At 60.6% G+C, this 19270-nt stretch carries 18 protein-coding genes; 11 read left to right on the top strand and 7 right to left on the bottom strand.

The features are described 5' to 3' along the window. Positions 1-80 precede the first annotated feature (80 nt). Genes QO231_RS12750 through QO231_RS12730 form a run of 5 tightly spaced genes read right to left on the bottom strand, consistent with a single transcriptional unit; the run spans position 81 to position 6255 of the window. Entirely contained in the window at positions 81-1688 is a 1608-nt protein-coding gene (locus QO231_RS12750) for an acyl-CoA carboxylase subunit beta (RefSeq protein ID WP_111368600.1), read from the bottom strand. A 2-nt stretch (positions 1689-1690) separates the two neighbouring features. Continuing rightward, entirely contained in the window at positions 1691-2194 is a 504-nt protein-coding gene (locus tag QO231_RS12745; RefSeq protein WP_316776820.1) for an acetyl-CoA carboxylase biotin carboxyl carrier protein subunit, read from the bottom strand. Next, the gene (locus QO231_RS12740; protein ID WP_316776817.1) at positions 2194-3663 is read right to left on the bottom strand and encodes an acetyl-CoA carboxylase biotin carboxylase subunit; all 1470 of its coding nucleotides are present in this window, start codon (positions 3661-3663) and stop codon (positions 2194-2196) included. Before QO231_RS12740 ends, QO231_RS12745 begins: the two co-directional genes overlap by 1 nt. Before the next feature lie 12 nt (positions 3664-3675). Continuing rightward, positions 3676-5475, bottom strand: coding sequence for an acyclic terpene utilization AtuA family protein (locus tag QO231_RS12735; protein ID WP_111368603.1), 1800 nt, complete (start codon positions 5473-5475; stop codon positions 3676-3678). A gap of 21 nt (positions 5476-5496) precedes the next feature. Further along, on the bottom strand, positions 5497-6255 hold the full coding sequence (locus tag QO231_RS12730) for an enoyl-CoA hydratase-related protein (RefSeq protein ID WP_316776960.1): 759 nt from the start codon (positions 6253-6255) through the stop codon (positions 5497-5499). Positions 6256-6416: 161 nt separating this feature from the next. On the opposite strand from QO231_RS12730, the gene QO231_RS12725 reads away from it, so the two are divergent. From QO231_RS12725 to QO231_RS12700, 6 genes are read left to right on the top strand one after another with little or no spacing between them, the layout of a single operon-like run. Beyond that, the gene (locus tag QO231_RS12725) at positions 6417-7631 is read left to right on the top strand and encodes an acyl-CoA dehydrogenase family protein (RefSeq protein WP_101657258.1); all 1215 of its coding nucleotides are present in this window, start codon (positions 6417-6419) and stop codon (positions 7629-7631) included. A 14-nt stretch (positions 7632-7645) separates the two neighbouring features. Further along, positions 7646-8845 (top strand): acyl-CoA dehydrogenase family protein, encoded by a 1200-nt coding sequence (locus QO231_RS12720; protein WP_111368604.1) that lies wholly within the window; start codon positions 7646-7648, stop codon positions 8843-8845. A gap of 11 nt (positions 8846-8856) precedes the next feature. After that, positions 8857-9711 (top strand): SDR family NAD(P)-dependent oxidoreductase, encoded by an 855-nt coding sequence (locus tag QO231_RS12715; protein ID WP_111368605.1) that lies wholly within the window; start codon positions 8857-8859, stop codon positions 9709-9711. Beyond that, positions 9704-10507 (top strand): enoyl-CoA hydratase-related protein, encoded by an 804-nt coding sequence (locus QO231_RS12710; protein WP_111368606.1) that lies wholly within the window; start codon positions 9704-9706, stop codon positions 10505-10507. Before QO231_RS12715 ends, QO231_RS12710 begins: the two co-directional genes overlap by 8 nt. A gap of 12 nt (positions 10508-10519) precedes the next feature. Beyond that, complete coding sequence (locus QO231_RS12705) at positions 10520-11002, top strand: PaaI family thioesterase (RefSeq protein WP_027238769.1); 483 nt, start codon at positions 10520-10522, stop codon at positions 11000-11002. Then, positions 11002-11403: a PaaI family thioesterase gene (locus tag QO231_RS12700; RefSeq protein ID WP_027238768.1), complete on the top strand. Its 402-nt coding sequence runs from the start codon at positions 11002-11004 to the stop codon at positions 11401-11403. The genes QO231_RS12705 and QO231_RS12700 overlap by 1 nt, the downstream gene beginning before the upstream one ends. Positions 11404-11418: 15 nt before the next feature. Here the strand turns inward: QO231_RS12700 and QO231_RS12695 are convergent, their stop codons facing one another. After that, positions 11419-12774, bottom strand: a complete 1356-nt coding sequence (locus QO231_RS12695) for a TetR/AcrR family transcriptional regulator (RefSeq protein WP_316776802.1) — start codon at positions 12772-12774, stop codon at positions 11419-11421. A gap of 102 nt (positions 12775-12876) precedes the next feature. On the opposite strand from QO231_RS12695, the gene QO231_RS12690 reads away from it, so the two are divergent. The 5 genes from QO231_RS12690 to QO231_RS12670 all read left to right on the top strand — a co-directional run bounded on the left by QO231_RS12690 (position 12877) and on the right by QO231_RS12670 (position 17715). Then, positions 12877-13638 (top strand): glucose 1-dehydrogenase, encoded by a 762-nt coding sequence (locus QO231_RS12690; protein ID WP_111368607.1) that lies wholly within the window; start codon positions 12877-12879, stop codon positions 13636-13638. A 102-nt stretch (positions 13639-13740) separates the two neighbouring features. Then, entirely contained in the window at positions 13741-15678 is a 1938-nt protein-coding gene (locus QO231_RS12685) for an AMP-binding protein (RefSeq protein WP_111368608.1), read from the top strand. Then, the gene (locus tag QO231_RS12680) at positions 15675-16529 is read left to right on the top strand and encodes an SDR family oxidoreductase (RefSeq protein ID WP_111368609.1); all 855 of its coding nucleotides are present in this window, start codon (positions 15675-15677) and stop codon (positions 16527-16529) included. The genes QO231_RS12685 and QO231_RS12680 overlap by 4 nt, the downstream gene beginning before the upstream one ends. Continuing rightward, positions 16513-17238: a helix-turn-helix domain-containing protein gene (locus QO231_RS12675; RefSeq protein ID WP_111368610.1), complete on the top strand. Its 726-nt coding sequence runs from the start codon at positions 16513-16515 to the stop codon at positions 17236-17238. The genes QO231_RS12680 and QO231_RS12675 overlap by 17 nt, the downstream gene beginning before the upstream one ends. A 21-nt stretch (positions 17239-17259) precedes the next feature. Next, positions 17260-17715: a PaaI family thioesterase gene (locus QO231_RS12670; protein WP_101657152.1), complete on the top strand. Its 456-nt coding sequence runs from the start codon at positions 17260-17262 to the stop codon at positions 17713-17715. Positions 17716-17735: 20 nt separating this feature from the next. Here QO231_RS12670 and QO231_RS12665 read toward each other — a convergent pair whose 3' ends face one another. Beyond that, complete coding sequence (locus QO231_RS12665) at positions 17736-19256, bottom strand: class I adenylate-forming enzyme family protein (protein WP_111368611.1); 1521 nt, start codon at positions 19254-19256, stop codon at positions 17736-17738. Between the last annotated feature and the right edge of the window lie 14 nt (positions 19257-19270).

Genomic DNA, 19270 nt, shown 5'->3' with positions numbered 1-19270 from the left:
TTCGGATTCCGAAAGCGCCAGATCGTAACGCCTTGATAGGGTACGGCACTCCGTAGCTCGGTGTGCCGTCCCTCGTACAGTTACAGCCGGAAGATCCCGTAGTGCGGATCGTCGATCGGCGCGTTCAGCGAGGCGGAAATCGACATGCCAAGCGCATTGCGTGTGTCCGCCGGGTCAAGGATGCCATCGTCCCACAATTCCGAGGTCGAGGTATAGGCTTCGACATCTCGGCGGAATTTCTCCAGCACGGGATCACGGATCGCGGCGATTTCTTCCTCGCTCAGTTCTTTGCCTTCGCGCTGAAGCTGCCGAATCTTGACGTCGGCCATGGTATTGGCAGCCTGATCCGCACCCATCACGCCGATTTCGGCCTGCGGCCACATGAACAGCGTGCGTGCATCCCAGGCCCGTCCGCACATGCCGTAATTGCCTGCCCCGTAAGAGGCATTGGCGATCACGGTAAACTTCGGCACGACCGAGCCGCCCTGCGCCATCAGCATCTTGGCGCCGTCCTTGGCGATGCCGCGTTCTTCGTATTCGCGGCCCACCATATAGCCGGTGATGTTCTGGAAAAAGACCAGAGGCGTACGGTTCTGGTTGCACAGCTGAATGAAATGCGCCGCCTTGAGCGAGCTGTCGTTGAACAGCACCCCGTTGTTGGCAAGGATGCCGACCTTGTAGCCCCAGATATGGGCATAACCGCAAATCATCGTGGTGCCGTAGTCGGGCTGGTATTCGTGAAAGCGCGAACCGTCCACGATCCGGGCCAGAACCTCGCGCATGTCGAATTGGGTTTTCCGGTCCTTGGGAATGATCCCGTAAAGCTCCTTCGGCTCGTAGTAAGGCTCTTCATAGGAAGCAGTTTCGATGATAGTTTTCGGTGTGCGTTTCCATTGGCTGACAATCTCGCGCGCCAGTGAAAAGGCGTGCTGTTCGGTCGCGGCACGATAATCGCCGGTGCCCGAAACCGAGGTATGCATAACCGCCCCACCAAGTTCCTGAACACCGACATCTTCGCCGGTGGCCGCCTTGACCAGCGGGGGACCGCCAAGGAAAATCGCCCCAGTGCCTTCGATGATGATGTTGTAATCGCTCAGCGTAGGTACATAGGCACCGCCTGCGGTGCAATGCCCGCCGACCACAGCAATCTGCGGGATATTGGCCTGACTCAGCTTGACCTGGTTGCGAAACACCCGCCCGCCCAGATAGCGGTCGGGAAAGACGCCATGTTGCAGCGGCAGGAAACCGCCGGCGCTGTCGCAGATATGGACGACCGGCAACCGGTTCTCCAGCGCGACATCCAGAAGGCGCACGACCTTTTTCACGGTATGCGGATACCAGGCACCGCCCTTGACGCTGGCGTCATTGGCATGAATAGCGACCTCGCGGCCCTGCACGATGCCAATGCCCGTAACCACGGCGGCACCCGGCACTGTACCGTCATATTCGCGACAGGCTGCGAGGGTGGAGAATTCCAGAAACGGTGTGCCGGGGTCCAGCAGCAGTTTTAGCCGTTCGCGCACGCCCAGCTTGTTTTGCCGCTCGAGGCGGTCAATGTCGCGTTGCGGGCGTTCGAAACGCGCCGCGTGCTGGCGGGCGTGAAATTCCTTCAGCCGCTCGGACATGGCGGCATAATTTGCCTTGTAGTCGGCGGCGTTGGTATCGATCAGACTTTCAATCCTGCGCATTCTCACTCCTCCTCCGGGGCCAATTGGGCCAGGATATCTTTCAGCCCAAAACTGTCGCCTTCGGCGAATGGCATTTCGGCAACGACCCCGTCGCGTGGCGCCGTCAGTGTGGTTTCCAGCTTCATGCTTTCGATAACCAAAAGCGGCTGGCCTTCTTTAACTGTATCGCCGGGTTTGACCGCGACCGACACCACGACTCCGGGCATAGGCGCGACCAACCGATCATCGCCTGTGCCACCATCGCTTCCAGCCAGGCGCTCGGCGGGATCAACCCGCCCGACTTCGTAGGTGCGACCGTTCATGTGCACAAAAGTTGCTTCCGGCCCCACGGCCAGTCGCAATTCGCGGACAACACCCTTAGCCCGCAACGTATAACCGCCCGGCAGGCCCGTCGGGTCCAATTGGCAGGCAACAGTACCATTGGGGGTATTAAGTACGAACCGGCTGCCATCATGGCCCAACCAACATTCAGTCTCTTCTCCGTCGATCTGAAAGATCCGTTGCATCAGTTTCTCCACCCGCCCATCTTGCGGTACATTTCCGGTATCTGCATTACGTCGCTCACCAGCCGTTCGTCCGACAGGGCCGCCGCCGCCATCAGCAGGTCAGAGACATCTTCCCCCGGTGCGGTCAGCGTTTCGGATTGTTCAGCCAGGAAGCCGGTTGAAACATCGCCCGAGGCAAAATCTGGATGTGCAAGGATCTCATCCAGGTAACCGGTGTTGGTCGTCACCCCGAGAATCACATAGTTTTGCACCGCATTCCGGGCACGGGCGATGGCCTGCGCGCGATCCGGGCCATGCACGATCAGCTTGGACAACATCGGGTCGAAGTCGGTTGTCACCTTGCCGCCGTCCAGAATGCCGCTGTCCACGCGGATCCCCTCGCCCATGGGTTCGTCCAGCAGCAGGATATCCCCGATCGCGGGGCGAAAATCGGCGGTCGCGTCCTCGGCACAGATGCGCAATTCGATCGAATGGCCGGTCTGCGGAATATCCGCCTGTGCGGCACTCAAGCCCTCGCCCGCAGCTACGCGCAGTTGCTCGGCAACTAGATCGAAGCCAGTCACCAGTTCGGTCACCGGATGTTCGACCTGAAGGCGGGTGTTCATTTCGAGGAAGTAAAAGGCCCCGTCCTGCGCATAAATGAATTCGACGGTCCCTGCCCCGCGGTATTTGACGGCGCGGGCAATCCCCGCAGCGGTTTCACAGATCTCGTCCCGCTGTTCTGGGGTCAGCGCCGGTGACGGCGTTTCTTCGATAATCTTCTGGAACCGGCGCTGGATCGAACATTCGCGTTCCCAGAAATGGACCACGTTACCCTGCCCGTCACCCATCACCTGCACCTCGATATGGCGCGGACGTTCGATATAGCATTCGACGAACAGCCGGCCATCGCCAAAATAACGGACGCCTTCGCGACGTGCCGTTTCGATTTCGGTTTCCAACGTGCTGTCTTCGCGCACAATGCGCATACCCTTGCCGCCGCCGCCAGCCGAGGGCTTGATCAGCAGAGGGTAGCCCACCGTGCGGGCGCGTTCGACAAAACTCGCCGGATCGTCATCCTCGATCGCCGAGGGGGCAACCGGGAAGCCGTGCTCCTCGACAAAGGCGCGCGCACGGACCTTGTCGCCCATCAGGTCGATGGTCTCGGACGTCGGGCCGATAAATGTCACACCGGCCTCTTCCAGCGCCGCGACGAAGGCCGCGTTCTCGGACAAAAAGCCATAGCCGGGATGCACCGCGTCGGCGCCGATTTTCTTTGCAGCCTCGACAATCTGCGGAATATCGAGATAGGCGGCCACAGGCGTTGGCCCTTCGATCATCACAATCTCGTCTGCGATCAGGTGGGCCGGCCCCTCTTGTTCAGCGACGTGGCTCAACACAGCCGTCGCAAGGCCGCGGGCCTTGGCGGTGCGTAACACGCGCGCTGCGATTTCACCCCGATTGGCGACCAGGAGTTTTGAAATGGTCATGGTATTGTCCTATTAGTTCCGGTCCGAGGCGTTCAGCCCGTCGCGCGCGGCCAGATCGACCGGCACAGGAATTTCAATATCAAGCAGCATCTGCGCAAACCCTTTGCCTTGCGGATCGATGCGGACCGAGGCGATGCCGCCCCCGCCCAGCGATTCATGCAGCAGGAAGTTCAGCGAATGGCTTCCGGGCAGGTCGAACCGCTCGACCTTGCCTTCGCAGACATGGGAGAAATAGTCTTTCACCACCTTTTCGCTAAGGGCCGAGCGGATATATGGCAGGTAGTCGGGCTTGCGCGCAAGGATGCCGATATTGGCGATATCCCCCTTGTCGCCTGAGCGGCCCCAAGCCAGATCGACGAGGCGCACCTTGATCGCGTCCGGACCGGGCGCGCGGCTATCTGCCGGCGGCGCGGCAGGCGGATCAAGGTGGACTGGACTGGTGGCCACGGCGACGGGCACATCCTTGCCGTCGACCTCGACTGCGACGGGGGTGTCGGCCTTGTTCTGCAGGAAGGAGAACAGACGGACCACCGGCTGTACCTTTGGCCGTCCGGCGAAGAACCCGGTCAGACCCTGCGCGGTCGAAATCGCCATGGGTGCGATTTCTCCGGCAAAGATGTTCAGCGCGGTGCGATCGTCATGGACCGCGCCGATCTTGAGCACCACTTCGCGGGTCTGGGCGCGCGCATTTGCGCCATAAGTGGACTCGGCGCCCAGCACTTCGACGCTGACCTGCCGGAAATCGCCCATGTTGCGATCGCGGAAAATCCGGCGACAGCGGGTCAGGATCGCCTCGGCCACGCGTTCGGCCTTGGCGGGTGCATCAATCGCGGCCAGTGTCAGGGTAGAGACCGCGCGCCAGCCATCTGCATGGGTCGCCGACACCTTGTAGCTGTCGGTGCGCCCGAGACCCTTGCCGCCCTTGACCAGCACCCGATCGGGTCCGACCTGTTCCAGGTTGACCCCGGACCAGTCGCAGATCACGTCGGGCAACAGGTAAGCGCGCGGATCACCGATTTCATAGAGCATCTGCTCTCCGACCGATCCGGGCACGACCAGCCCGCCGGTGTCAGGCGTCTTGGTCATGACGAAACTGCCGTCTTCCGACACCTCGACGATGGGCATCCCCATATTGTCCCAACCCGGCACGTCCTGCCAGTCGGTAAAGTTGCCGCCCGTTCCCTGGGGGCCGCATTCGATCAGGTGACCCGCCAGCGATCCCTGGCTCAGCTTGTCCCAGTCGTCATCGCCCCAGCCGTATTCGTGCATCAGGGGGCCAAGCGCGACCGCGCTGTCGGCGCAGCGCCCCGTGATTACGATGTCGGCCCCGGCATCCAGCGCGGCCGCGATGGGGCGGGCACCCAGATAGGCGTTCATGCTCCAGATGTCGCCCGGAAACTCGACACCCGAGAACATTTCCGTCTGACCGCTTTTGCGAATTTCGTCGGCCTTCGGCAACAGGTCATCGCCCAGCACGACTCCGATGGACAAATCGATCCCGGCTTCGGCAGCGGCCTTAGCAAGCGCGTCGCGGCAGCCGCGCGGGTTCACGCCCCCGGCATTGGCAACGACCTTGATCCCCTTGGCCTTGATGTCCGGCAACCAGGGTGCCAGCGCCTTGACGAAATCCGGCGCATAGCCCGACTCGGGTGTCTTGGCGCGGGCACGCGCCATCAGCGACATTGTCACCTCGGCCAGATAGTCGAACACCAGATAGTTGATCTCGCCCTTAGAGACCAGTTGACCGATCGCTTCAGGCGTATCGCCCCAAAATCCCGATGCGCATCCAATGCGCAGTTTTCGATCTGACATATGCTTCTCCTCCCCGCTTGATTAGCGGCCTGTCCATTCAGGTTTGCGTTTCGCAATGAAGGCATCAAAGCCCTCGCGCGCATCTTCTGTCTGTGCAACGCGGGGCAATAGCGTTTCTGCAAACCGCATTTGCTGCGGATAGGTCATGTCCTCCATCGCATGACAGGCGTATTTTCCCAGCCGGATCGCGCTCGGCGACTGCGCAGCAATCTGGGCAACCAGTTCTGCAACTTTGTCGTCCAACCCCGCGGCATCGGTCACATAGTTGACCAGATTGAATTGCAGGGCTTCCTCGGCCGTCAGAGGGACGCCGGTGATGAACATCTCCATCAACCTGCGTCGGGGGAGCACGCGCATCATGGGTGGTACGATCGTCATGGGAAACAAACCCACCTTCACTTCCGGCGTTCCGATGCGGGCGTGGTCCGCCATCACAGCCAGATCGCAGGCACAGATAATGCCCGCCCCTGCCCCCATCGCGACGCCGTTGACACGCGCGATCGTCGGCTTTCGGCAGGCCTGTATCGTTTCGAACAACCTTCCGGCGAAATGATCAGGATCGGCCGGATCCTGAACGAACGGACCACCGTCCGCACCCGCCTTGATGTCGCCGCCGGCGCAGAAGGCGCGATCTCCCTCGCCGGTCAGAACGATCACACGGCAATCGCTGTCCTTCTCGGCAGCATATATGGCGGCCATGATCCCGTCTGCGACTTCACGGTTTAGGGCATTTCGATTCTCAGGACGTCGAATCGTGATACGAACTTCGTCGCCACGCATCTGCGATTGAACAACGCTCTCACCCATTTCCGAAGCTCCCCCAAAATAGTTTGTGCGCCGTGCCTTCTAACGTCAGGTCGCAAAAAGCTTGGCTTGATCTATTTTCTAACATGTGTTTGATTTTGGTCAACACCACAAACGACATTTCTCGGGAGGATGATATGACGACTCAAAGTGAGGCTATCGCGGCTGACCTGGAAGCCATCAGGGCAAACTATTCGTTGACCGACGAGCAACGCCAGATTGTCGATCACGTGGATCGTGTGTCGCGCGAGGTACTGCACCCGTTGCAGGCTCGCATGGACGAGGAAGAATGGTGGCCCGAAGACCTGTTCAAGCAAATGGGTGAGCTGGGCCTGCTGGGAATCACCGCTCCCGAGGAGCTGGGCGGATCGGGTCAAGATGAATTCACCCAGGCGCTAGTGTCCGAGGTGATCTCGAAATGGAACCCGGCTGTGGGGTTGTCGCATGGCGCGCATGACAACCTGTGCCTGAACAACCTGCTGCGCAACGGGTCCGAAGAGCAGGTAAAGAAATACGTACCGGGCCTTTGCTCGGGCGAGCTTGTCGGTGCTCTGGGTCTGACCGAACCGGGTGCGGGATCCGATGCGCTTGGGTCCATGGCGACCACCGCGCGCCGTGACGGTGATGACTACGTCATCAACGGCTCGAAGATCTACATCACCAACGGCCCGATTGCCGACGTGATTCTGCTTTACGCAAAGACCGAGAAATCGAAGGGCGCCAAGGGCATTTCCGCCTTCATCATTGAGACCGACAATCCCGGCTTCAAGGTGGCGCAAAAGCTCGACAAAATGGGCTTCCGAGGCTCTCCGACCGGAGAGTTGGTGTTCGAAGATTGCCGCGTGCCCGCATCCGCCATGGTGGGTGAGGAAAACACCGGCGTTTCGGTGGTAATGAGCGGGCTGGATCTGGAGCGTGCTATGGTTGCCTCAGTCTGCGTAGGTATGGCCGAACGGGCGCTGGAACTGGGTCTGGAATACGCCAAAATCCGGGAGCAGTTCGGCAAGCCAATCGCAAGTTTCCAGATGATGCAGTCGAAACTGGCCCAGATCTACATCGAGGTCGAAACGGCGCGCGCCTTCGGGTATCGAGCGCTGGCCGCCTGTACGGGCCTGCCAAAAGGGGCCGGAGGCCGCGGCGAAATTCACAAACTGACTGCGGCGGCCTGTCTGTACGCCGGCGAGGCATTCAACAAGGCGGTGACCGAAGCCTGCCATATCCATGGTGGCTCTGGCTACATGCAGGACACCGAGATCAACCGGTTGTTCCGCGCCAACAAGTTGTTGGAAATCGGCGCGGGCACAAGCGAAGTCCGCAAGATCATCATTGCCGAAGAACTTCTGCGCGCCTGAGGGGGGACGAAACCATGAACAAGCAACTTCGCAACGACACCGCTTTGCCAACACATTTCATGACGGAGGAGCAACAGGCTCTGGCCGATCAGGCCGGCAAGTTCTTCATGTCCGAGTTTCACCATCTGAATGCGGAAATGGACGACACTGATGACCTGCCGCCTTCGGTCTTTCCCAAGCTTGGCGAGATGGGCTATCTGGGCCTGAACGTGCCGCCTGAATTCGGCGGTGCGGGGCTGGATTTTACCTCGGCCTGTATCATCACCGAACAGCTTTCGCGGTCCTCTGCCGCCATCGGGCTAACCCATGTGGCCCACGACAACTTGTGCGTCAACAACATCTATCGCAACGCCAGTGACGACCTGCGCCACAAGTATCTGCCGGGCCTTTGCGACGGCACGCTGATCGGCGCCCTGGGTCTGACCGAACCCGGCGCGGGGTCTGACGCGCTCGGTTCGATGCGGACCACGGCCAAAAAGGATGGAGACGACTACATCCTGAACGGTTCCAAGATCTACATCACCAACGGACCGATTGCCGATCTGGTCCTGGTCTATGCCAAGACCTCGCCGGAAAAAGGGGCCAAGGGAATTTCCGCCTTCATCGTTGAAACCGACACGCCAGGTTTCAAGGTTGCCCAGAAGCTCAACAAGATGGGCTTCCGTGGCTCGCCCACCGGGGAACTGGTGTTCGAAGATTGCCGCGTTCCGGCCAAGAATATGGTCGGCAAACTGGATGGCGGCGTTGCCGTGACGATGTCCGGGCTGGATCTGGAACGTGCCATCGTCTGCTTCAACGCAATGGGCATTGCGCAGCGGGCGCTGGATATTTCCGTCGACTACGCCAAGACACGGCAGCAATTCGGCAAGCCGATCGCCAGTTTTCAGATGGTGCAGGCGATGCTGGCCGACATGTACACCCAGATCGAGGCGGCGCGCAGCCTGTCCTTGCGTACCGCGGCCATGTGTGAGGGCCTTGAAGAGGGCGAAGGCGGGCGTGGCGAGATCCACAAGCTCACCGCTGCGGCAATCTACAAGGCCGCCGAGGCGACATCCTTCGTGCTGGACAAGGCCGTCCAGATTCACGGCGGTTCGGGCTATATGCGCGATACCGAAGTGAACCGGCTCTACCGTACCGGTCGCGTGCTAGAGGTCGGCGCGGGCACCCAGGAGGTGCGCAAGCTCATCATCTCTGGCGAACTTCTGAAAAACTAAGGGGTCGGAACATGAGCGAAGAAAAATCAAGGCGCTACGCGCCGGATCTCATGGCGGGACAGGTTGCCCTGGTCACGGGATCCGGATCAGGTATGGGCCGGGCGACAGCGCTTGAAATGGCCTCCTGCGGGGCCAGACTTGCGCTGTTTGCACGCCGGGAAGAGCCGCTGGAGGAAACCGCCGAGATGATCCGGGCAGCGGGGGGCGAGGCGTTTGTCGTGCCCGGCGATACCCGTGACGAGGACAGCATCGAAACCGCGATGGAACGGATCAAGGACCATTACGGTCAGCTCGATGTTCTGGTGAACAATGCGGGCGGCCAGTACATCGCTGCCGCCCGCGATATCACCAACAAGGGCTTCGAGGCCGTGATCCGCAACAACCTGATCGGGTCATGGCAGATGACCCGCGCCGTTGCCGATCACTTCATGTATGACAACGGGGGATCGGTCGTGTTTGTCACCGCCATTTCAGTGCGCACCGCACTCACCGGCTTTACGCACACCGTCGCCGCCCGCGCTGGCGTGACCGGCATGATGAAGACACTGGCCGCCGAATGGGGCGAATACGGGATCCGTCTGAACTGTGTTGCGCCGGGCACGATCAAGACCGATGCGCTTGGCCGCTACCCCATTTCACCGGAACAGTGGAAGAAGCTTAACCGCTCGGTCCTGAACCGGATGGGTATGGCCGAGGACATTGCCGGGACAATCATCTTCCTGGCGTCCGATCTGGGGAATTTCATCACCGGCGAAGATATCTATGTGGACGGTGGGGAAACCCTGCATATGGGCCACGATGCCCGCGACATGATCAATCCCGACATGTTCGAAAAACGCGAACGCGGAGATGGAAAGAATGAGTAAGCAACCCGTCCTTTTGGACATTTGCGACAGGATCGCCACGGTCACGCTGAACGATCCCGAGCGTCGCAACCCGATCACCGGCAATGAAATGATCGCCGCCCTTCTGGACACATTCGCCAAGGTGCAGGCAGACCCGCAGGTCAGCGTCATGATCCTGACCGGTGCCGACCCGGCCTTTTGTGCCGGCGGCGACATCAAGGAGATGAACGACCCCGACAGCATCTTTCGCAAGGAGCCGCTTGCGGCGGCGCAGAGCTATGTCGATGGGGTGCAGCGCCTGCCACAGGCGCTCTATAACCTGGATGTTCCGACGATCGCCGCGGTCAACGGACCCGCGGTCGGCGCGGGGTGCGACCTGACCATGATGTGCGACATGCGCATCGCATCGGAGAAAGCAAAGTTCGGCGAGGTGTTTCTGAATCTCGGGATCATTCCGGGCGATGCAGGCAGCTGGTTCCTGTTGCGTCGTCTGGGCCACCAGAAGGCCGCCGATCTGACCTTCTCGGGGCGCATGGTCGAGGCCGAAGAGGCACTGGAGCTTGGCATGGTGCTTGAACTTGTGCCCCATGAAAAATTGATGGAACGGGCCGGCGAACGGGCCGCCGCGATCGCCGCGAAACCACCGCGCGCGGTGCGAATCGCCAAGCGTCTGATGCGCAATGCCGAACGAATGGATCTACCAGATTTCCTGAATTCCGCGGCGGCCTATCAGGCACTCATGCATCAGACCGAAGACCACCACGAGGCGGTTGCTGCTTTCATCGAGAAACGAAAACCCAACTTCACTGGGCGTTAAAGGAAAGATCGCATGTCTGACATCACCAAGAAGAAGATGGAGCAAATCGCGCAAATGTGGAATGCGCGCGGCAAGGGTCTGATTACGCATATGGCGCTTGAGATCGAAGAGGTTTCGAGCGAAGGTGTTCGGGTTCGGATGCCGTTTAATCCGGATTTTTGCGTCGATGCGGACCAGACCCTGCTTCATGGTGGTATCCTGACGGCTCTCCTGGACAGTGTCTTCGGACTGGCAAACTTTGTGGCAATCGAGGGCGTCAGCACCATGGCCACTCTCGACCTCAGAGTTGATTACCTGCGCCCCGCCTATTCGCGCGCGGATGTCATCGTTCGCGCGCATTGTTTTCGGAAGACCCGCCATATTGCCTTCAATTCCGGCAGCGTCTGGTTCGAGGGCCATGAGAATGCTGAAATAGCCCGTGGAACCGCCTCGTTTGCTTTGACGCGCGGCGGCACTGACCTGTTTGATGCGATGACTAAAGGAAAAACCTCGTGATGGATGTGCAAACTGCCAATGCCAATGTATCCAGGGTGCCGTTCTTCCGATTTCTCAATTTTGAGATCCGAAGCTTGGACAACCTTCATGCCGAGGCTGAAATGACCTTTGATGACCGCCATATCGGTAACCCTGTCATGGAGTACTACCATGGCGGAATCATCGCGAGTTTCATGGAAGCCACGGCCGCGATCGCGGTACAGCCCGACTTCGCGGATGTCCCGGCCAAGCCGATTAACCTGACCGTCGATTACCTCCGACCTGGCGTGAAGGGCCCGCTTTTTGCCCGCGCCAATGTGACGCGCAAGGGCAAGCGGATGGCGAGCGTCAGCGTGATCACCTGGCAGACGGACCGGGAAAAGGCGGTTGCGGAAGGGCTGTATCACTTCCTTCTGGTCTGACCACTGCGACTGCTTTCAGGGCGTGCCTTGTCCTGTAGACGGGGCGGTTTCCCGGTTGCAAATTCCTTCCAGCAGAAGCTTGATGAGCATACCGGAGAACTCAGGCAGTGAGAGATACCCTTCCACTCCTGCCTTGTTCGGGTCGAACCACTCTACCGTCCAGTTCAAGGCACCCAACAACACCTGGCGCAAAGGAACGATCTTGATATCCGACCTTATCGCACCGTCTTGCTGCGCTTCGCGAAGGATCATGTCCCAAAGTCGCCCGTAGTCGTGGCGAATGCCTCGGTGCTTTTCCCGAAAGTGGTTGGGCAGCATCCCATAACTTCTGATGTTCGCTGAGGTGAACTCGCTTGCCTTAAAGAGAAAATCCAGATGCGTCCAGATTGCGGTTGCTATTCTGGTGTGATGATCGCATGGGGAATCGAACTTCTGAACGGCTGCACTGACACCGGATAGCAGATCGCTTAACCCTTCGTTTAGTACCTCGTCCACGATCGCTTCCTTGGATTTGAAATGGTAGTAGACGCTACCCGCCTTCATGTCCGATTCGTCAGCGATCTTCCGCAGCGTTGTCGCCTTGTAGCCATTGTCCCTCAGAACGCGCGCCGCCACTCGCAGGATCTCTGCGCGGGTCTTCGCGGCCTTGCCGTTGGTATCAAGGATATTGACGGGAGCGGCGGGGGTCAGCTTCAGACCTTCTGTTTCAGCTCTGCGATCCAAACACATACCGTCAAGTATCAGCTTGCTCATACGTTCAGCGAGGATGTGCACCGGATACTTATCGACATCGTACCATTCCACGGTCCAGTTCATGGCACTCAGGATGAACTGGCGGATCACAGTAATGGATATGTCACTTCGAAGATAGCCGTTGCGTTTTGCTTCATTTAGGAAACTGCCCCAGGCCTCTGCATAAGAGGCACGCAACTCACGGTGAGGCGCGCGGGTTTCATCCGACAACATCGGATAGTTCCGGATATTGGCCGAGGTGAAATCGCTCTCAGTCAACAGGTAGGTCAGGTGTGTTTCGATCAGCAATGCGAAGGTCTTGCAGAAATCCTCCGGGTTCTTCTTTGCAACCCGAACAATTTCTCGGACCTCCTCGTAGAGCTGACGGACACCAAGTTCGAGAACCTCGCTCAGAATCTGGTCCTTGGATTGAAAATGGTAGTATATGCTGCCGGCCTCAACGCCCGCTTCCTGCGCGATGTCGCGCATCGTCGTCGCGTAATAGCTTTCGTACCGAAAAAGTCGAGCGGCCGCCGAGAGAATGGCTTCACGTGTCCTCTCTGACTTGCTCAGATCTTCATTCACTGTGCTGGTTGCGTCAGTTCTTATTACCATTCCATGTCGATACTCGTTGGCCACAAAGCTGTCCATTGCATTAAATCTAACAAATGTTAGAATGCACCAAAGAACGTCTCGAATCAAGTTCTTTACCAAGGTACAGCGGAAGAGGAGGACCTCCATATGCGAGGGTTGAGTGGGAAACGGGTCATCGTGACCGGCGGCGGCAGCGGCATCGGTCGCGCGGTTTGTGGACGGTTCGGCGAAGAAGGTGCCGAAGTCGCCGTTTTCGATCTGAACAAGGATGGGGCGGAAGAAACTGTCCGACTGATCGCCGAGGCTGGCGGAAAGGCGCAGGCCTTCAAGGTAGACATCACCGACCGCACCCAGATCGACACGGCGGTGACCGAGTTCGAGGCCGGAGGTCCGATCGACGTGCTGGTGAACAACGCCGGCTGGGACGAAAGTAGGCTGTTCCTCGACACCGATGCCGAACTTTGGAAGAAGGTCATCGACATCAACCTCTATGGCCCGCTGAACATGCACCACGCGGTGCTGCCGGGCATGGTAAAGAACGGCGGCGGCCGTGTGGTGAATATCGCGTCCGACGCGGGTCGTGTCGGATCATCGGGCGAGGCCGTCTATTCGGCCTGCAAGGGCGGCATCATTTCCTTTACAAAGACCGTAGCTCGAGAACTAGCGCGCAAGGGGGTTCAGTTGAACGCTGTCGCGCCCGGCCCCACGGACACACCTTTGTTCGCCGAATTCGCGCAAGGTGAAGCTGGCGAAAAGATTGCCGAGGGTCTCAAGCGGGCGATCCCGATGAAGCGCCTGGGGCAACCTTCCGACTATCCCGGCATTATCTGTTTTCTTTCATCCGACGACGCAGGGTTCATCACAGGCCAAGTAATTTCGGTTTCAGGCGGCTTGTCGATGCACGGCTAGTCGTTGGTCGCAGCCCTTGTCACAGGGCGCTGCTGCCAAGAGATACCTCCCCTACTGGCCGCGCCTTATGTGCGGCCCTTTTTCATTGTAGAAAGGTGAAGAATGTTTCGGCCAGACTCTGACATTCAACGTTCGAGCACGCTGACCGCTTTTCTGAAGGACTGCGGTATCGACAGCTACAAGGATCTCGCCCGCCGCGCCAATGAGGAGCCGGACTGGTTCTGGAGTCGGATCATTGACCATGCTGGTATTCGGTTCAGCAAGCCGCACACGGTGCTGCGGGATATTTCCGACGGGCCTGAATCGATCAAATGGGCCGTCGGAGGCACTTTGAATCTTACGGAAACCTGTCTTGATGCCCGAATTGCCGATGGCCGAGGCGAAAAGGTCGCGATCGACTGGGTCGGTGAAGACGGAAGTCGCCGCCGCTGGACCTATTCCGAACTTGCTGCCGAAGCCTCCCGCGTCGCCTCTGCCCTTGCCGTCCGCGGGGTGCGGCCGGGTCAGGCGGTGGGCATCTACATGCCAATGATTCCCGAGATCGAGGCCGCGCTTTTGGGTATTGCCCGACTGGGCGCGGTCGCGGTACCGCTGTTTTCCGGCTTTGCGCCCCATGCCATCATCTCGCGCCTAAACGATTCCGGTGCCGTGGCGGTGCTGACAGCGGATGCCACACCCCGGCGAGGCAAGCCGGTCTGGATGGAGGCGGCGCTTGCCGAAGCCCTGACCGAGGTGCCTTCGGTGCACACCGTGGTCAGCCTGCGACGGTTCGGCGGCGCGGCGGCCAATCCGGCCCGCGATCTCGACTGGACCGAAGCCGTGGGCGCCGCCAGTCCGGATTTCGCCGCTGTTCCCGTCAAGGCCGAAGATCCCTTCCTTATCGCCTATACATCGGGCACCACCGGGCGGCCCAAAGGCGTCGTGCATACCCATTTGGGGGTGCAGGCCAAGGCCACGGCTGATTTCCTGCTTTGTCTCGACATGAAACAGGATGACCGGCACCTGTGGATGACCGACATGGGATGGGTCATGGGACCGCTCACCCTTTTGTCGGTGCTGCTGTCGGGTTCAACGCTGGTGGTTGCTGAAGGCGCACCATCGATGCCCGGCGATCCGTTCAGACTTTTGCGCCTTGCGTCCGAGATGGAGGTCACGCATCTCGGCGTGGCGCCAACCCTGGTACGGCAGTTCATGACGCATGAGCTCGAGCCGCTGACAGACTACGACCTGTCGCCCCTGCGCATTGTCGCCTCGACCGGGGAACCCTGGACCGAGGACGCCTGGCGCTGGCAACTGGATCATATCTGCCGCCGCCGCGCGGTGCCGCTGAACATCTCGGGCGGGACCGAGTTGTTCGGTGCTATCCTGACATCGACCGTGCTGCACGAAATCAAGCCCGGCGGATTTTCCGCCCAGGCCCTGGGGGTCGGCGCGAAAGTGCTGCGCGAGGACGGCAGCGAAGCCGCGCCGGGCGAGGTGGGCGAACTGGTCGTTACCCAGCCGCCTCTGGGGCTGACCCCGGCCATTTGGGGCGACCGCGATCGCTACCTTGAAACCTACTGGTCCACCTTCCCCGGCCTCTGGCGGCACGGCGACTGGGTGCGCTGCGATCCGGACGGGACATGGTTTATCCTGGGCCGGTCGGACGACACGCTGAACATCGCCGGTAAACGGATCGGCCCGCCCGAGATCGAGGCGGCCCTGACCGAGAGCGGAGAGGTGGTGGATGCCGCCGCCATCGCGGCACCTGACGACATCAAGGGTGTGGCCGTCGTCTGCGTCTGCGTGGCGGCACCGGATGTGTCGCTGGACGCGGACCTCGTGGACCGGCTCAAGGATCGGGTCGGAGAGATCGTCTCGAAACCCTTCCGCCCGCGCGAGATCCACTTTGTCGAGGCGCTGCCAAAGACGCGTAGCATGAAAACCATGCGCCGGGTCGTGCGCGCCGCCTTTCTCGGTGAAGATCCGGGCGATCTGTCGTCGATCAGCAACCCGGAAACCATTCAACCCATCGCAGACCTGCAAAAGGAAAAGCCATGATCACTGTATTCGGAGCCACGGGCACCACTGGCGCGCCTCTTGTCGATACGCTTTTGGCAAAGGGCGCAACCGTGCGCGCTGTCACCAGTGACCCGGCAAAGGTTGGCACGCTCAAGGCCAAGGGATGCGAGGCGGTCGCAGCGGATTTCACCGATCCCGCCGCGCTGGCGCGTGCCTGTGACGGGGCAGAAAAGATATACCTGGTCACGCCTGCGCATCTGGACATGCGCCGGTGGAAGGCGAACGTGATCGAGGCGGCCAAGGCCGCCGGGGTGCGCCATGTCGTTGTGGGCACCGGGCTTGGCGCCTCGCCCAAGGCGGGGCTGACCTTCGGCAAATGGCATTCCGAAACCCAGGAACTCTTGAAGCAAAGCGACCTTGACTGGACCTTCGTTCAGCCGACCTATTTCATGCAGAACCTGCTGTGGCAGGCCGGCAACATTGCGAAGGACGCGGTGTACTACGATGATCTGGGCGGCCCCGTGGCCTGGATCGACGCCCGCGACATCGCGGATGTCGCCGCCGAGGCGCTGACCGCTCCGGGGTACGAAGGCAAGGCCCTTGGTCTGACCGGACCCGAAGCCCTTGCCGGAGAAGATATTGCCGCTCTCCTGTCCGCAGTGACAGGGCGAAATGTCACCTGTGCCCCCCTTTCGGCCGAGGATGCGAAAGCGGGCATGGTGGCCGGTGGGATGCAGGATGAGGTCGCCGGAGCCATGGTCGAACTGGCCTGCCTCGCGCCCAAGGGCTACCTTGCCGGCATCGAGACAACGGTCAGCGACGTATTGGGCCGCCCGGCCCGTCGATTTGCTGATTTCGTCGCCGAGAACCGGGATGCATTCGTTCAGTGACCTAGCGGCGCCGCCGCTCTATCTCGAGCTGGTGCCGCCTCTGGAAGCGGTCACACAGATCGACCACCTTTTCATGTTCCGCGATTCCGGTGTGCTTAGCCGTCGTGGAAGCGGGCGGTTCGCAACTGACCTCTTTACCCTTTCGATAACCTGCGACGACAGCGACGGGGCACGCGTTTCGCTGGCAGAACCGCGCCCTTGTTTCACGCCCCGCCCAAGGCCATTCCGGGGTGTCGTGGCCGGGCTGCGACTGTCGTCACGACCGCAGCGATTGACGGACTGCAAAGTGCTGGACATGCTGGCCTTGGAACTGGGCCGCGTACAGACCGAGGAGGATGACCTGCCTGCGCTTGTCGCGGTGCTTGACGGCCTCGCGAAAGGCCTGCGCTTTGCCGCGCCACCCGGAGCGTACAGCGACCGGACCGAACGTCGAAAGGTGCGGGCGGAAACCGGCGTGTCGCGGCGGAGGCTTGCGGCCTCGCGACGCTTTCGTCAGGCTCTCGGGCAGCTTGCGTCACAGACCCTGCCGCTGAGCGATCTGGCGCTGGACGCCGGATATTACGATCAATCTCATTTGTCCGCCGCTTGCCGGACCTTTGCCGGCAAACCGCCCGGCGCGTTGCGCGCTCAGTCCGCAACGAGTCGATTTGGCCTTTCGCTACAAGATGCGCGCCTCAAAGACCGCCTAAGAGTGGTCATCAATGAATGAAATCGAAGAGGAAGACCCGCCATGACGCGATTCGAACCGAAAAACGCCGACTATGACGCAAGGGTGCATGACAGTTTCAACCGCCAGCACGTGATGCATACGTTGGGGATCAGCATTGCCGAGTTGTCGCCCGGCCGCATTGTTCTGGAAATGGCACATCAGGATACGCTGACCCAGCAGCATGGTTTTTTACATGCCGGAATCGTGTCGACTGCGCTCGACAGCGCCTGCGGATACGCGGCCTTTTCGCTGATGCCCGCGGAAGCGGCCGTTTTGACAGCCGAATTCAAGATCAATCTGCTCAACCCGGCCGACGGCGAACGGTTTCGCTTCGTCGCTGACGTGGTGAAGCCGGGAAGGACTCTGACCATCTGCGAAGCGCGTGCCTATGCCGTGAAGGGCGAGGATGAGAAGCTGGTCGCAACGATGACCGGAACGCTTATGGCGCTTGTGGGACGAACGGGCGTGGTGGGCTGACGACCGGGCTGGGGCGCAAATCAATCCGCGAGCCGGGCTTCTAGGACATGCCGCTGGACCTTTCCGCTGGTCGACCTGGGAAAATCCTCGAACGCGATAAAGCGAAACTCGCGGGGGCGTTTGTAGCCTGCGAGGCTTTCGCGGCACAAATTCATCAGCGCCTCGGCATCCGGCCCGTCATCGCCATGGGCGACAAAGGCCACCGGGCTTTCCCCCCATTTCGTGTCAAATGCCCGCACCACCGCGGCATCGACCACACCGGGGTGGGATAGAAGGACACGCTCGATTTCCGCCGGGTAGACGTTCTCGCCGCCGGTCTTGATCAAGTATTTGGCCCGGTCCACAAAGTCGACCGTGCCGTCCGCATTGCGCCGGAACAAGTCACCCATGTGGAAAAAGCCGTTGCGGAAGTCGCGGGCGTTGGTGTCGTCGGCGTTCCAGTACCCTGAAAACAACGTTGGGCCCCGCACTGCCATTTCGCCCGGCGTTCCATCGGGGACTTCGCGGTCGTCGGGATCGACCAGCCGAACCTCGCAAAATGCGCTGATGCGCTTGGAAAGCCGGTCCGGGGTGACGCCCGGCGCGATCAGATCGGCGGTCCCCGGTGGCAGGCCGGTTTCGGTTGCCCCGAAAGAATTCAGATAGGGCGTGTCCAGAAGGCCCGTCAGTTCCGCGATTTGATGCGGCGGCACCAGATCGGCCATTGCGCCGCAAACCTTGATGCCCTTCACCGGCAGAGGGTTGGCGCGCCGGTCTGCGATAAAGGCGTCCAGCGCACCGGGCATCATCACGAACCAGCCGATCCTGTGGCGCGACAGCGCCTCGTTGATGACCGCAGGCTGCAAACCGTCCACCATCACCACGGTCCCGCCCCGCAAGATCGTTGCCAGCGCATGATCGGTGGAGGCCATGTGGAACATCGGTGCCCAGGCGATGAACCCGTCACCGGGATCCAGCGCCAGTTGTGCCGCAAAAGCCATGGAACGGGCGATATGCGCGCGGTGGCTGATGAGCGCCCCCTTGGGCAGACCCGTGGTCCCCGAGGTGTAAAGGATCGTCAGACCGGCCTCTGGATCGTCTACCATGGTTCCGGTGCGCGGGTCCGGCCCGGCCCCGGCAATGGCCGTTTCCAGGTCTGGCCCGATGGTCAGACAGGGTGTCGCCGCGACGGCCCGATACGCTTCTGAAAGATCCGGTTCGGCGACCGCGAGAACCGGCGCGACCAGATCGATGCAATGCCGCAGTTCATCGGGGGCAAGCCGCCAGTTCAGGCAAGCGACGATCGCGCCGATTCCCGCCGCAGCCAGTTCGACCTCCAGGTATTCAGACCGGTTGTGCGACAGGATCGCGATCCTGTCGCCGGGCGCCACGCCTCGTGCCAGAAAGACGGCAGCCAGACGATCGACGCGCCCCAGCAATTCGCCGTAGGTCAGTTTCTTGCTGCCGTCCTCAATGGCCAAAGCCCTGGCGCAGTCCTGTGCGCGGGTTCGAAAGATCGAATACAGATCAGCGCGCCCTGCACGGATGACGTCGGTCAGCATGGCTTCCTCCCTTG

The organism is Sedimentitalea todarodis (genome assembly GCF_032595355.1).
In the GTDB taxonomy this organism is placed as follows: Bacteria; Pseudomonadota; Alphaproteobacteria; order Rhodobacterales; family Rhodobacteraceae; genus Sedimentitalea; species Sedimentitalea todarodis.
The sequence above is the reverse complement of the archived record's forward strand: the minus strand, read 5'-3'. Positions and strand labels throughout refer to the sequence as shown.